Below are 14447 nucleotides of genomic sequence, written 5' to 3'. Positions count from 1 at the left end.
GGAGGTAGTTTTCTTTATGAAGCATGTAAATATTTAGTTATAGTATTTTGTTTAATAGGGATATTTACAACGAGGCAGCGCGGGCAACCTATGGCTTACGTTATATATCTATTGCTACTTATTCCAGGTATTTTTGTTGCCGCTTTCAATGTAAGTGAAAGCACGACATTAAGGACCGCCATTACTTTTAATCTGAGTGGCCCCATTTGCCTTGGAATTGTTGCTATTTTTTGTTATCAACTAAAAGTTAGTTATAATAATTTTCAGAAGCTATTGTACACGATGGCATTGCCATTATTAGCAACAACTACGTATTTGTTTTTATTTAATCCTAGTGTTCGCGATACCATTACGGGTACAGGTTCTAATTATGCAGCATCGGGTGGTTTTGGTCCAAATCAGGTAGCCACGGTTTTAGGTATAGGGATGTTTATCTTCAGTGTCCGGTTTTTTTCTCAATCACCTTCGATTTTTTTCAAGCTGGTTAATGCTGGCATTTTCTTTTTGATTAGCTATCGAGCAATTATAACCTTTAGTCGTGGCGGTGTTATAACAGCACTTTTTATGATTGCGGCTTTTATATATTTATATTTTAGAAAAGTCAATGTATATAATAAATTGAGAATAAGTCGATTATTAGTAGTTTTTGTAGGGATTGGTTTTTCGATTTGGCTGTACTCTTCTTTACAAACAAGTGGATTTATTGATAAACGTTACGCAAATCAAGATGCACTAGGTAGAGAAAAGGAAGATGTAACTACAGGTAGGTCTGATTTAGCAGAGTTTGAATTGAATGAGTTTTTAAATAATCCTATTGTTGGAGTGGGAGTAGGAAAAATAAAAGAGTTAAGGGAACAAAAAGAAGGTGTATTAGCAGCTTCTCACAACGAAATGAGTCGCATTGTGTCTGAGCATGGCTTGCTGGGTCTTACAGCTTTAATAATTTTACTTATCACCCCTTTTATATTGCGTATAAGAGATAGAACCAATCTCTTTTTCTATTCTTGTTACTTCTTTTGGTTACTTACCATAAACCATTCATCCATGAGAATTGCGGCTCCCGCTTTTATATACGGACTGTGTTTGTTAAGCGTGAGTTATGGAACAAAAAACTCCAAAAAAGGAACTCAAAAACGGAATAATTCAGTTATAAGACCATCTGTTAGTTAGTTTACATTTTAAATGAAAAAACTTCTGTACATAGGGAATAATTTATCTCATAGCGGTAAAACTCAAACCACTATTGAAACTTTAAGTAAATCTTTAAGGCAAGAAGGTTATGAGGTCTTTACGTATTCAAATAAATCCAATAAAGTGTTGCGTTTGTTTGATATGCTTTTTGCTATTTTAAAACATTCAAAAACTATAGATTATGTTTTAATTGACACTTATAGCACTTCTAATTTTTATTATGCCTTTTTAAGTAGTTTGTTTTGTCATTTTTTAAATCTAAAGTACATACCAATTTTACATGGCGGTAATTTGCCAAATCGTTTAAAGACGAACCCAAGACTATCTAAAGTTATATTCTGCAAATCTTTTAAGAATATAGCACCTTCAAATTATATAAAATATGAATTTGAAAAACTAGGTTATAATAATATTGATAGTATTCCTAATAGTATTGAAATTGAAAAATATCCTTTTAAAGAAAAAGATTTTAAAACGGTTAGGTTGCTTTGGGTTCGCTCATTTTCAGAACTATATAATCCGTTGTTAGCTGTACAAATTCTTAAAGATTTACAGAAAGAAAAAATAGAAGCATCACTCTGTATGGTTGGTCCGGACAATGATGGTTCGTTAGAAAGAACGAAAGATTACGCCAAAAAATTAAATGTTAAAGTTAAATTTACTGGTAAATTATCAAAACCAGATTGGATTAAGCTTTCAAATGATTATAACATTTTTATAAATACAACTAATTTTGATAACATGCCTGTTAGTGTCATTGAAGCTATGGCTTTAGGCTTGCCCATAATTTCTACTAATGTTGGAGGCTTGCCTTTTTTAATCGAGAATGGAGCAGAAGGTGTTTTAGTTGCTCCCAATAATCCAGCCGAATTTGTAATGGCCATTAAAAATCTTCAATCTAATACTGAGAATACAAGGCAAATGGTTTTTAAAGCAAGAAATAAAGTAAATAACTTTGATTGGCAGATTGTTAAAAACTTGTGGATTAGAGTTCTGGAATAATAATAGTTTGTGTATTTAACTTACTATCTTTATCAGCTCTCAATTACCAACAAAAAATGGCTAAAAAAGGAATTCATTTTGAAATTTCTGAACGTAAGGTGTTATTACGCATTCTGGATACAGTTACCATCCTTGCTGTTTTATATTTTGTAAGTAATACTTTTGATTTTGATTATTTTACAATCACAAAAGAAAAATGGCGTTGGGCATTTGTACTTGTATTGTATATATACATTTTCGGTACTATTTTTGAACTTTACGATTTGCAAAAATCGAGTAAGATTGAAAAAATTTCTACCAGTATTGTCTTTACTGTATCCACAACGGTTTTATTTTATTTTCTAACACCTTTTTTTACTCCAATTTTACCAGAAAATAGATTACAAATTGCGTACTTCTATTTTTCAATACTTTTTGCGTTGTTTTTATGGCGAATAATTTACATCAGCTTTATAACCTCGCCTAGATTTTACAAAAAAGTGCTAATTGTTGGAGAAACGTCTAATATTGAATCTATTATTACAGCCTTTAGAAATGCGGATCCTAATTATAAAATTATAGGGTTTATAAATTGCGAGTTAAGGAAATCGGATAAAATTAAGTTTAAAGGCATTAGGGAGTACTGTCCGAAGCAAATATATCAAGTTATAAAAGATGAAAAAATATCGGAAGTTGTTATTGCCAGTTTAAATAGTGGTAACATTACCCCAGAAATATATAAAGACCTTATTACACTTTTGGAAGGTGGATTTCCTATTAAAGAGTATACTCAGGTATATGAAGATATGATGCAACGGGTTCCAGTTCAGTTTATTGGTAAGGATTTTTATAAGTATTTTCCGTTTAGTAGAAGTAATCACAATAAGTTATATCTTTTTTTTCAAAGGCTATTTGATATTGTTATAGCTGTTTTGGGAATATTGTTTGGTATTTTAATTCTTCCAATAGTGCTATTAGGTAATTTGATTGGAAATCGAGGGTCACTTTTTTATTCACAGGAACGTATAGGTAAGCATGGTCATCTTTTTAAAATAATAAAGTTTAGAACCATGGTTAAAAATGCCGAGGCAGCAGGTGCTGTTTGGGCAAAAAAGAATGATACAAGAATAACACCTTTTGGGAAATTTTTACGAAATACCCGTATAGATGAGTTTCCGCAATTCTTTAATATTTTAAAAGGTGATATGAGCTTGATAGGACCAAGACCTGAACGTCCGCATTTTGTTAAACAATTATCGCAGTTACTTCCGTTTTACGAGACAAGACATATTGTAAAACCAGGACTTACAGGTTGGGCCCAGGTGAAAACAAGATATGGATCTTCTATAGATGATAGTTTGTTGAAGCTTCAATATGATCTTTACTATATTAAACACCGTAGTTTTTTATTGGATTTCAACATCATAATCAAAACGTTGAGTACCATTATTTTTTACAGAGGACAATAATTTGTTATACATTTCCGTGACTGTTTAATAACCTTTTTATTTAGATATATTTTTAGTTTTCATGACTAAATTCTATGTAAAAGTACTACGAAAACGAACTTGTTTTAAAATATGTAATCAAAAACAAATACCTAACGAGCAATGCAATAAGTAAGGGTATTAACCCAATGGCAAAAACCTGCACTCCCATAAACCAATGCAAAGTTAATAAGCATAAAAGAATAACCAGTAATTTTAAATATTTTATAAACCAGGCATTTACTTTTTTTCTTAATACCTGATTTAGAACAAAAATGTTGAGTGCAAATGCCCAAAGTAAATTGTAGTTCTGGTGTGTGCCTTTATGGTCTGTAGCAAACCATAATAGTAATATGAAAATGCCTATTAGTCCTGTAATACTGAACAGGGATACATCTAACCAAACAGTTCTCTTTTGTTTTTTATAATCGTTATAAGTGATGTATAAAATAAATAAACTTATTAGACCAATAATGAAAAGCGGACTAGTAAAGAAATTAGTAGGGGCTGGGGTTTCAATTTTATTGTAAATTATTTTGCTCTCTTTAACCAACGGTTTCTGATCGTTTATACGTGCAACTTCAAAAAACTTATAAATGTTTTCAGGTAAAAACATATGGTCTTCAGCTCTAGCCTTTTTGTCAATTACAGAACCTAACGCCACATCAATGCCCAAACTTCCCCATGAATTTTTATTCAAATTATTTTGAATTAAAGTTCTAAAAGTTTGGTCTTCAAAGTTATTTGGTTTTTGGAAGGTAATGCTGTTATTTAAAGAAATATTGGCAACATCCTTTATTTTTGTAGCACAATTATCATAAAAGAAATCGTATAAATAACCCCTGTTTTCTGGTTTGTAATTGTTTAATAAGAAATCAAATACCTTTTGTTTTTCAGTAGCGGATAGATTTAAAACTTGTTCTTTAATGCTTCTGTTTTGTGAAATATAAGCCTCAAAAAAATCTTCATAATAGTTTAAACCAATTAAATAATTTAGTTTTCCTTGTGCAAATTTCAAGTAGAAATTGGGAGTCTGAAAATCGTAAACCCCATAATTAAATACTAAATCGATACCTTTTAAATCATCTTTTATCCTAAAGGCACTATGACCAAAGGCATCGTTCAATGAAGCGCCGGGGCCAATAGTTAATACGCTTATTTCAGCCTGTCTCGATAGTGAATTTTGTTGTGCGTTTATTATTTCAATAGTTAAAAAAAGAAATAAAAGGAGTAGAATTTTTTTCATGTAATTGAATTACCTAAAGATACTAAAATCGAGTTTTAAAGAAAATACGTTGGAATATAATGCCACGCTTTGGTCGCCAATATCGGTGAAGGCATAATCTATTTGAATGCCATTATATTTAAAGCCTACACCAAAACTTGGTTGAAAACTCAACTGTTCTGTGTTGTCTATTTGTAATTCATTTTGAAAATTACCAACACCAGTACGTAAATAAACCATATCAATATAACCGAATTCAAAACCTAAAGCAGGATTGATACTTGCAAAGGATGAGGAAATAATATCATTATTTTGTTCAAATCGTACATTTAAATTAGCTGCAGCCAAAAGCGTATAATCATAATGAAATTCAAATAACTTAGAAACACCGATTTGTAATTTAGGAATGGTGATTTCGGTAGTTTCTGGAAGTTCTTGGTTTTGTCCTTCTACAGCATCCTGAACCTTTTTAAACTCTTCTTTATTAATGGCCCAAGCATTAAATGTGGTAGTGATATCACGAGCCATTACCCCAAATTTCCAGTCGTTTTTAGTTTCAAATTGGATACCAGCATCAAATCCAAAACCCCAAGATGATGCAAAATTGCCAATAATTCGTCTTATAATTTTGGCATTAACTCCATAATTGAAGCCATTAACAGGAAGAGCTCGTGCGTATGAAAATGTTAATCCATAATCGGCGGTAGAAAATAGACTAATTCTATCGTAATTGATATTGCCTTGTTCGTCTATAAGTTGTGTGGTGTTTAAAATGTCATCAACGGCAAATCGAATTAAAGAAACCCCAAAAACACTATTTTTATCTAAGGGTTTTGCAAATGCAACATAATCGTAATTAGCAATGTTAGCAAAGTAACTAGAATGCATAAGCGCCAATTGGTTGTCTTCTAATTTCAATAAACCAGCGGGATTCCAATATCCGGAATTAACATCGGAAGTCGTGGCAGTAACGGCGCTACTCATGCCCAAAGCAGCAGCGTCTACACCTATATTCATAAACTCATTAGAATATTTTCTAACGGTTTGACTAAATACCGATGTGGTTACAACGCAAAAGAATGCAATAATGTAAGATCTCAATCGCAATTTTTTTACAAAGATGCACATAATTTATAAACCTATAAACTTGAAATTATTATAGATATTGCTTTAGACGAAAATTCTTTGCTATTTTTACATCATTAAACAAGACAACATGAAGCAGTATATCCCGAATGCCTTAACACTTTTGAATCTTTTCTGCGGAACAATTGCAGTTATTTTTGCAGTTAATAATCAATTTGTTGCTGCGGCATTATTTGTTTTTCTCGGGATATTTTTCGATTTTTTTGATGGTTTTGCAGCCAGAAAGTTAAATGTACAAAGTGATTTAGGTGTGCAGTTAGATTCTCTTGCAGATATGGTAACTAGTGGAGTAGTTCCAGGAATTATCATGTATAAACTACTTTATTTAACAATTGATTTTCCTGAAATGTCTAATGAATGGACAGCCTCAAACTCCAGTTGGATTGGTTTTAAATTAGCATTTTTACCCTTATTAGGTTTGTGTGTAACATTAGCTTCAGCTTATAGATTAGCAAAATTTAATATTGACGAAGACCAACAAACTTACTTTAAAGGGTTACCTACACCAGCAAACACCTTACTTATTATATCACTGCCTTTAATAATTGAGTTTCAAAATAACGATTTAATAAATTCGATAATAGTTAATAAATGGTTTTTAATAGCCTTAACTTTTTTAAGCTGTTACTTACTAAATTCAAACATTAAATTATTCGCTTTAAAATTTAAAAATTGGGGTTTTAAGGCGAATGCTACACGATATGTTTTCTTATTCCTATGTGTTTTATTTTTAATTGTATTGCAATTTGCTGCTATCCCATTAATTATTGTTGTTTATATAGGTATGTCTGTTTTAGATAATCTAACTTCGAAATTAAAAAATAACTAGATTTTATGGCTTCAGGATTTTTTGCCCTATTAGATGATATTGCTGCGCTTATGGATGACGTGGTAGTAATGAGTAAAATTACTACTAAAAAAACGGCAGGTATTTTAGGAGATGACTTAGCTGTAAATGCCGAAAAAGCTACTGGTTTTGTTTCATCAAGAGAATTACCTGTATTATGGGCTATTACAAAAGGGTCTTTTTTGAATAAACTCATTATTTTACCTATTGCATTTCTATTAAGTTCGTTTTTACCTTGGGCTGTAACCCTCATTTTAGTTTTAGGAGGTGTTTATTTGGCTTATGAAGGCGTAGAAAAGGTAATAGAATATGTAATGCCGCATAAACATGAGGTTACTAAAATTTCTGGTGAAACCTTATCGGCAAAAGAGGTTGTAGAAGTTGAAAAGAAAAAGATAAAGTCGGCTATTCTAACTGACTTTATTTTGTCGGTAGAGATTGTTATTATCGCTTTAGGAACGGTGTTGGGACAGCCACTTATTTTTCAGGTTTTAGTCGTTTCTATTGTAGCTATTATAGCCACAGTAGGTGTTTATGGCATTGTTGCATTGATAGTGCGTATGGATGATTTAGGATATAGACTTATAAAAAGAAGCAATGGTAATGATGGTTTCATTAAAGGCATGGGGCGCTTTTTAGTTAATGCCTTACCTTGGGTTATTAAAAGTTTATCGGTTATTGGTACAATTGCCTTGTTGTTAGTGGCTGGCGGCATATTTACACATAATATTGATTATTTTCATCATTTTATGGAAGCAGTACCATCATTTATAAAAGATTTTATCGTTGGTTTGCTAGTCGGTACAGTGGCAGTTTTGGCAATTAAGCTTGCAAGTAATGTTTTAAAGGTGGTAAAAAAATAATGAATCTTTTTGTCATTCTATCTTCAATTAGAATGACAAAAAGATTCAATAAAAGATAAGAGTTTAAATCGAGTACTTTAATCTCTAATTTTCTTCTTACGTAATTCGAAATTCTGACCTAGATACACTTTACGCACCATTTCATCATTTGCTAATTCTTCTGGTTCTCCGGCTTTAAGAATACTGCCTTCAAACATTAAGTAGGTTCTATCGGTAATAGCAAGCGTTTCTTGTACGTTATGGTCGGTTATTAAAATACCAATATTTTTTTTAGTTAATTGTGCTACAATACGTTGAATATCTTCCACAGCTACGGGGTCAACTCCAGCAAATGGTTCATCTAACAAAATAAATTTTGGGTCGGTAGCCAACGCACGTGCAATCTCAGTACGTCTACGTTCACCACCAGATAATAAATCACCTCTACTTTTACGAATATGGCCTAAACCGAATTCTTCAATAAGCGATTCCATTTTTAAGTGTTGTTCCTTTTGGCTTAGTTTGGTAAGCTGTAACACACTTAAAATATTATCTTCAATACTTAGTTTTCTAAAAACAGACGCTTCCTGTGCTAAATAACCAATGCCATTTTGCGCACGTTTGTACATAGGGTATTGGGTGATATCGGTATTATCTAAAAAAATATGACCACTATTGGGTTTTATCAAACCTACAGTCATGTAGAACGAAGTGGTTTTTCCAGCACCATTTGGTCCTAAAAGTCCAACAATTTCTCCTTGTTCAACTTGTAAAGACACATCTTTTACTACTTTGCGTCCACCATAGGACTTCATTAAATTTTGAGCTCGTAAAATCATATTTTTTAGTAACTAAACGCTAAAAATAGTAAAAACATATACACTATCGTAGCCAATGGATTTTAATTAAATTAACTGTGTTGTTCTAATGCGTCCCAAAATTCGTAAGCACGACGTAGATGTGGGATAACAATGGTACCGCCAACTAGTGTGGCAATACTTAAAGCTTCTACCACTTCATCTTTAGTTAAGCCTATTTTGTAGCTGGTTTCAAGATGATATTTTACGCAATCATCACATCTTAAAACGGCTGAAGCAACAAGACCCAAAAGTTCTTTGGTTTTTACATCCAAAGCACCTTCAGCATACGCATTCGTGTCTAAATTAAAAATACGTTTTATAACCTTATTGTTGTCGGCTAAAATTTTTTCGTTCATTTTAGAACGGTAATCGTTAAATTCTGTAACTATATCAGACATGCTTTTTTTCTTTTCGTTTTTGATTTCTTACTACCACTTTTGAAATTATAATACTTACTTCATATAATACTAAAATAGGAATTGCTACAATTACCTGACTCGCAATATCTGGAGGTGTTATAATTGCCGAAAGTATTAGAACTACCACTAGGGAATATTTGCGGTATTTTTTTAAAAATTCTGGGGTTACAATACCGATTTTTGTTAAAAAATAAATGATTATCGGTAATTCGAAAACGATACCTGATGCCAAAACAGAAGATCTTACTAAACCAATGAATGAACTTATATCAATTTGATTATCTACACGTGAAGAAATACTGTAATTGGCTAAAAAGTTTATTGATAGTGGTGTAATTACGTAATAGCCAAACAAGGCACCCATGAAGAATAATAGTGATGAAATAACTATAAAACCTCTGGAATGTTTACGTTCGTTGGAATGTAAACCCGGGCTAACAAATTTCCATAATTGATATACAACATAGGGAAATGAAATGACGAAACCAGCTAAAATAGCAGTCCAAATATCTGCTGAAAATTGTCCAGCCATGGTTCTATTTTGTAAAATAAGAGGAATTTTGTCGCTACAAAAACTGGTGTCCACGCTCAAATAAGTAGCAACATCGCATAAATATTTGTAAGTTGGAAAGCTCATATCCAATGGGGCAAATATAATGTCTTCAAAAATGAATCTGCTAAAAACAAATGCTAGCGTAGCAACAATTACAATTGCTAACGTTATTTTTATTAGGTGCCAACGTAAATCTTCTAGATGGTCTAAAAAAGACATCTCATTTATATTTTTCTTTGCCATTATATAATGCCTTCTTTTATTAAATCGTGTAGGTGAACAACACCTGCATAATTCCCGTTTTCTTCAACCAATAGTTGTGAAATACCATTGGCTTCCATAAGTTCCAAGGCATCAATTGCCATGGCTTCTGAATTAATTCGTTTAGGGTTATATCCCATAATATCTTTTGCTGTAAGTTTTGAGAAATCATCTACTTTAGAAAGCATTCTACGTAAATCACCATCCGTTATAATTCCAATAATTTTTCCGTCTTCAACTACAGCTGTAACCCCAAGCATTTTTTCTGAAATTTCTATAATTATATCTTTAATATTGGTTGAAGCCAACACTTGTGGTTTTTGGTTTACAGAAGAAATGTCTTCAACGCGTAAGTATAATTTTTTACCCAATGCACCTCCGGGATGGTATTTTGCAAAATCATTGCTAGAAAAACCACGTAAGTTTAAAAGGCAAACAGCCAAGGCATCACCAACAACTAACTGTGCCGTGGTGCTAGTAGTAGGGGCCAAGTTATTTGGGCAGGCTTCTTTTTCAACAAAAGCATTTAAAATAAAATCTGCATGCTGCCCTAAAAATGATTCGGTATTTCCTGTAATAGCAATCATTTTGTTTTTAGACCTTTTTATTAGCGGAACGAGTACTTTAATTTCAGGAGTATTACCGCTTTTAGAAATGCATATAACTACATCATCTTCTAAAATTAGACCTAAATCACCATGAATTGCATCAGCGGCATGCATGAAAATGGAAGGTGTTCCGGTGGAATTTAAAGTGGCTACTATTTTACTGGCTATAATGGCACTTTTTCCAATTCCTGTAATAATAACGCGTCCTTTCGATTTATAAATAAGTTCTACCGCACTTGCAAAATCATCATTTACTAAATTAGATAAATTTAATATGGCTTTGCTTTCAGTTTCAATAGTTTGCTTTGCGATTTTAATAATTGAACTTTTACTATTCAAAATTTATTATTTTTTTAGTTGATGCTTTTAAAGATTTTGTTATCTTTAAATATAAATCAAAATCAAAAATTTTGTTGTAATTTCGATTTCGGTTACAAAACTAACGAAAAAACACGAGGGATTTCTTAATACATTATTAAATAGTCAATACAATTTTTGAACATTTAATGTGTTTTTTTAACAAGTAAAATAAATTTTAAAATCATTCATGTCAATAACAAAAAGTGACTTGCATTCTGCATTAAAAAAATATTTTGGATTTGGTAAATTCAAAGGACTTCAAGAAGATGTGGTAGACAGTATTTTGTCGGGAAATAATACGTTCGTAATCATGCCAACGGGTGGTGGTAAATCACTGTGTTATCAGTTACCAGCTCTCATGCAAGAGGGAACGGCTATTGTAGTATCTCCTTTAATTGCTTTAATGAAAAATCAAGTAGACGCGATTAGAGGTGTTTCAAATGAAGAAGGTGTTGCTCATGTATTAAATTCTTCTTTAAATAAGACGGAAATAAAACGTGTTAAAGAGGACATTGTAAACGGTGTAACTAAATTGCTGTATGTAGCGCCAGAATCGCTAACAAAGGAGGAAAACGTTGAGTTTTTGCGTTCGGTAAAAGTTTCTTTTATGGCGATTGATGAAGCGCATTGTATTAGTGAGTGGGGGCACGATTTCAGACCAGAATATCGCAACCTAAAGCATATTATTGGTCGTATTGGTGATAATATTCCTATTATTGGATTAACGGCTACAGCAACCCCAAAAGTACAAGAAGATATTATTAAAAATTTGGGTATCAGTGGTGCTAAAACTTTTAAAGCATCATTTAATAGACCTAATCTATATTACGAAGTGCGTCCTAAAACAAAGACTGTTGATGCCGATATTATTCGTTTTATAAAACAGCACCCAGGCAAATCCGGTATCGTTTATTGTTTGAGTAGAAAGCGTGTTGAAGAGCTAGCACAGGTTTTACAAGTTAATGGTATTAAGGCAGTACCGTATCATGCTGGTTTAGATGCTAAATCACGTTCCAGCTATCAAGATCAGTTTCTTATGGAAGATGTAGATGTGGTTGTGGCTACTATTGCCTTTGGTATGGGTATAGACAAGCCGGATGTACGCTTTGTAATTCATCATGATATTCCTAAAAGTATAGAAAGTTATTACCAAGAAACTGGTAGAGCGGGGCGCGATGGGGGCGAAGGTCATTGTTTGGCATATTATTCGTATAAAGACATTGAAAAATTAGAAAAGTTCATGTCCGGAAAACCAGTTGCGGAACAAGAAATTGGCCAGGCCTTATTACAGGAAGTTGTCGCTTTCGCGGAAACCTCCATTTCTAGACGAAAATTTATTCTACATTATTTCGGTGAAGAGTTTGATAATGAAACTGGTGAAGGTGGTGATATGGATGATAATGTTAGGCATCCAAAAAAGAAGCACGAGGCACAAGACGATGTCAAATTGCTCTTGGAAACAATTAATAACACCAACGAAAAGTATAAGTCTAAAGATTTAGTTAATGTTATTACGGGCAAAGAAAATGCCTTAATTAACTCGCATAAAACTAATGAACAAGCTTTTTTTGGGAAAGGAAAAGATAAGGATAAAAAATATTGGATGGCCTTATTAAGGCAAGTTTTGGTGTCTGGCTTTTTAAGAAAGGACATTGAAACATATGGTGTTATAAAATTAGAAGCATCTGGCAGGGAGTTTATAAAAAATCCGGTGTCTTTTATGATGACCGAAGATCATATATTTGATGGTGAGCAAGAGGATGGAAGTATTGTAACAGCTGCAAAAGGCGAAGGGGCTGTGGCCGATGAACTTTTAATGAATCTGCTTAAAGATTTACGTAAAAAGAATGCAAAAAAATTAGGTGTACCACCATTTGTTATTTTTCAGGATCCTTCGCTTGAAGATATGGCCTTGAAATATCCGATTACAATGGCAGAACTTGCTAATGTACATGGAGTTGCCGATGGTAAAGCCAAAAAATATGGTAAAGATTTCATCGAACTTATAGAAAAATATGTTGAAGAACATGATATCATTCGTCCAGATGACTTGGTTGTTAAATCTACTGGAACCAATTCAGCAAATAAACTATATATTATCCAAAACATAGATAGAAAACTACCACTTGATGATATTGCATCGTCTAAAGGAATGGCTATGGAAGAGTTCATAAAGGAAATGGAAGCCATAGTGTATTCTGGTACTAAATTGAATATCAATTATTGGATTGATGACATTTTAGATGAAGACCAACAAGAAGAATTGCATGATTATTTTATGGAGTCCAAAACGGATAGTATAGATGCCGCTATAAAAGAATTTGATGGTGATTATGATGACGAGGAACTACGTTTGTACCGCATTAAGTTTATCAGTGAAGTAGCGAATTAGTTTTAAAGCATCAAAGTATCAAAGTGTCAAAGTTGGTTAATGCATGAACTATGCTTCTCAGCAACTTTGTAGCTTAGTAACTTTAAACCATCAAAGTTTAATAATCATTCAAAAAACGCAATTCATTAATTAACAATCGTTAATCATTTCATATATTTGCACTTTCTTAAAAAATAGAACAATGCAAGACGGATTATACGCAAAATTTAATACAACTAAAGGAGAAATACTGGTTGCTTTAGAATTTAAAAAAACACCAGGTACAGTTGGTAACTTCGTAGCTTTAGCTGAAGGAAACTTAGAAAACAAAGTAAAACCACAGGGAACACCTTACTACGATGGTTTAAAATTCCATAGAGTTATTCCAGATTTTATGATTCAAGGTGGCTGTCCTCTAGGTACAGGAACCGGAGATGCTGGTTACAAATTTGATGATGAGTTTCATCCAGAATTAAAACATGATGCTCCGGGTATTTTATCTATGGCGAATGCAGGACCAGGCACTAACGGAAGTCAGTTTTTTATTACACATGTGGCGACTCCTTGGTTAGATAATAATCATACTGTATTTGGTAAGGTGGTTGAAGGTCAAGATGTAGTTGATGCGGTTGCTCAAGGTGATAAAATTGAAACTTTAGAAATAGTTAGAGTTGGTGCAGAAGCAGAAGCTTATAATGCAGTTGAAGCTTTCAGAACTTTTGAAGGTTCAAGAGAAAAAAGAATTGCTGAAGCTAAAAAAGCTGCAGAAGATGAATTAGATAAATTAGCTACAGGCTTTAATAAAACTGAAAGTGGTTTACGTTACCAAATTATTCAAAAAGGAACTGGTGCGAAAGCGGAAAAAGGTAAAAATGTATCCGTACACTACAAAGGACAATTAGCAGATGGAACTGTTTTCGATTCTTCATACAAACGCAACCAACCAATTGAATTTCCGGTAGGTGTTGGTCAGGTTATTTCTGGTTGGGACGAAGGCATACTTTTATTAAATGTTGGAGATAAAGCACGTTTTGTAATTCCTAGTCATTTAGGATATGGCAGTCGTGGTGCTGGTGGTGTTATTCCTCCAAATGCAACTTTGATTTTTGATGTAGAGTTGATGAAAGTTAAATAATCAGGTTTCATAAAATATTAGTAAAAAGCACCTATTTTAAAGGTGCTTTTTTAGTTTTTATGGTAAGAAACAGCTGTATTCAAGTAAACAAATTTGTTATATCTATGTATTATAATATTTAATCGATTATTTTTTATCAGTAAGTATTATCAATATAATTT

13 protein-coding genes are annotated in these 14447 nt (G+C 32.6%); 7 read left to right on the top strand and 6 right to left on the bottom strand.

Annotation, left to right across the window (positions count from 1 at the left end; all coding sequences use genetic code 11):
• The 3 genes from ABYI63_RS09640 to ABYI63_RS09630 all read left to right on the top strand — a co-directional run.
• Positions 1-1170, top strand: a 1170-nt coding sequence (locus tag ABYI63_RS09640; RefSeq protein WP_372755902.1) for an O-antigen ligase family protein, incomplete at its 5' end; no start/stop codon positions are given.
• A gap of 12 nt (positions 1171-1182) precedes the next feature.
• On the top strand, positions 1183-2193 hold the full coding sequence (locus tag ABYI63_RS09635; protein WP_372755900.1) for a glycosyltransferase family 4 protein: 1011 nt from the start codon (positions 1183-1185) through the stop codon (positions 2191-2193).
• A gap of 56 nt (positions 2194-2249) precedes the next feature.
• Positions 2250-3641: a sugar transferase gene (locus tag ABYI63_RS09630; RefSeq protein WP_372755898.1), complete on the top strand. Its 1392-nt coding sequence runs from the start codon at positions 2250-2252 to the stop codon at positions 3639-3641.
• An 85-nt stretch (positions 3642-3726) separates the two neighbouring features.
• Here the strand turns inward: ABYI63_RS09630 and ABYI63_RS09625 are convergent, their stop codons facing one another.
• On the bottom strand, positions 3727-4905 hold the full coding sequence (locus ABYI63_RS09625) for a DUF4105 domain-containing protein (protein WP_372755896.1): 1179 nt from the start codon (positions 4903-4905) through the stop codon (positions 3727-3729).
• A gap of 9 nt (positions 4906-4914) precedes the next feature.
• Positions 4915-5901, bottom strand: a complete 987-nt coding sequence (locus ABYI63_RS09620; RefSeq protein WP_372755906.1) for a PorV/PorQ family protein — start codon at positions 5899-5901, stop codon at positions 4915-4917.
• A 199-nt stretch (positions 5902-6100) separates the two neighbouring features.
• Here ABYI63_RS09620 and ABYI63_RS09615 point away from each other — a divergent pair, with 199 nt between their 5' ends.
• Positions 6101-6859 (top strand): phosphatidylcholine/phosphatidylserine synthase, encoded by a 759-nt coding sequence (locus tag ABYI63_RS09615; RefSeq protein WP_372755894.1) that lies wholly within the window; start codon positions 6101-6103, stop codon positions 6857-6859.
• Between the two features lie 5 nt (positions 6860-6864).
• Positions 6865-7740 (top strand): DUF808 domain-containing protein, encoded by an 876-nt coding sequence (locus ABYI63_RS09610; RefSeq protein WP_372755892.1) that lies wholly within the window; start codon positions 6865-6867, stop codon positions 7738-7740.
• Between the two features lie 77 nt (positions 7741-7817).
• On the opposite strand, the gene lptB is transcribed toward ABYI63_RS09610, so the two are convergent.
• The 4 genes from lptB to ABYI63_RS09590 all read right to left on the bottom strand — a co-directional run bounded on the left by lptB (position 7818) and on the right by ABYI63_RS09590 (position 10759).
• Positions 7818-8558 carry an LPS export ABC transporter ATP-binding protein gene (gene lptB, locus ABYI63_RS09605; RefSeq protein ID WP_372755890.1) on the bottom strand — a complete coding sequence of 247 codons (741 nt, stop codon included), beginning with the start codon at positions 8556-8558 and terminating at the stop codon, positions 7818-7820.
• A gap of 71 nt (positions 8559-8629) precedes the next feature.
• Entirely contained in the window at positions 8630-8977 is a 348-nt protein-coding gene (locus ABYI63_RS09600; RefSeq protein WP_372755888.1) for a carboxymuconolactone decarboxylase family protein, read from the bottom strand.
• Positions 8970-9794, bottom strand: coding sequence for a twin-arginine translocase subunit TatC (tatC, locus tag ABYI63_RS09595; protein WP_372755886.1), 825 nt, complete (start codon positions 9792-9794; stop codon positions 8970-8972). The genes ABYI63_RS09600 and tatC overlap by 8 nt, the downstream gene beginning before the upstream one ends.
• The gene (locus tag ABYI63_RS09590; protein ID WP_372755884.1) at positions 9794-10759 is read right to left on the bottom strand and encodes an SIS domain-containing protein; all 966 of its coding nucleotides are present in this window, start codon (positions 10757-10759) and stop codon (positions 9794-9796) included. Before ABYI63_RS09590 ends, tatC begins: the two co-directional genes overlap by 1 nt.
• Positions 10760-10967: 208 nt before the next feature.
• Here ABYI63_RS09590 and ABYI63_RS09585 point away from each other — a divergent pair, with 208 nt between their 5' ends.
• Entirely contained in the window at positions 10968-13172 is a 2205-nt protein-coding gene (locus ABYI63_RS09585; protein ID WP_372755882.1) for a RecQ family ATP-dependent DNA helicase, read from the top strand.
• A gap of 181 nt (positions 13173-13353) precedes the next feature.
• A complete protein-coding gene (locus ABYI63_RS09580) occupies positions 13354-14286 on the top strand; it encodes a peptidylprolyl isomerase (protein ID WP_372755880.1) in 933 nt (310 codons plus the stop codon).
• The last annotated feature ends 161 nt before the right edge of the window (positions 14287-14447 follow it).

It is taken from the genome of Mariniflexile sp., from assembly GCF_041583155.1.
In the GTDB taxonomy this organism is placed as follows: Bacteria; Bacteroidota; Bacteroidia; order Flavobacteriales; family Flavobacteriaceae; genus Mariniflexile.
The sequence above is the reverse complement of the archived record's forward strand: the minus strand, read 5'-3'. Positions and strand labels throughout refer to the sequence as shown.

Coding starts and splice junctions, on each gene's coding strand:
- ABYI63_RS09635 (WP_372755900.1), top strand. CDS start 1,183: ATGAAAAAACTTCTGTACATAGGGAATAATTTATCTCATAGCGGTAAA.
- ABYI63_RS09630 (WP_372755898.1), top strand. CDS start 2,250: ATGGCTAAAAAAGGAATTCATTTTGAAATTTCTGAACGTAAGGTGTTA.
- ABYI63_RS09625 (WP_372755896.1), bottom strand. CDS start 4,905: ATGAAAAAAATTCTACTCCTTTTATTTCTTTTTTTAACTATTGAAATA.
- ABYI63_RS09620 (WP_372755906.1), bottom strand. CDS start 5,901: ATGAATATAGGTGTAGACGCTGCTGCTTTGGGCATGAGTAGCGCCGTT.
- ABYI63_RS09615 (WP_372755894.1), top strand. CDS start 6,101: ATGAAGCAGTATATCCCGAATGCCTTAACACTTTTGAATCTTTTCTGC.
- ABYI63_RS09610 (WP_372755892.1), top strand. CDS start 6,865: ATGGCTTCAGGATTTTTTGCCCTATTAGATGATATTGCTGCGCTTATG.
- lptB (WP_372755890.1), bottom strand. CDS start 8,558: ATGATTTTACGAGCTCAAAATTTAATGAAGTCCTATGGTGGACGCAAA.
- ABYI63_RS09600 (WP_372755888.1), bottom strand. CDS start 8,977: ATGTCTGATATAGTTACAGAATTTAACGATTACCGTTCTAAAATGAAC.
- tatC (WP_372755886.1), bottom strand. CDS start 9,794: ATGGCAAAGAAAAATATAAATGAGATGTCTTTTTTAGACCATCTAGAA.
- ABYI63_RS09585 (WP_372755882.1), top strand. CDS start 10,968: ATGTCAATAACAAAAAGTGACTTGCATTCTGCATTAAAAAAATATTTT.
- ABYI63_RS09580 (WP_372755880.1), top strand. CDS start 13,354: ATGCAAGACGGATTATACGCAAAATTTAATACAACTAAAGGAGAAATA.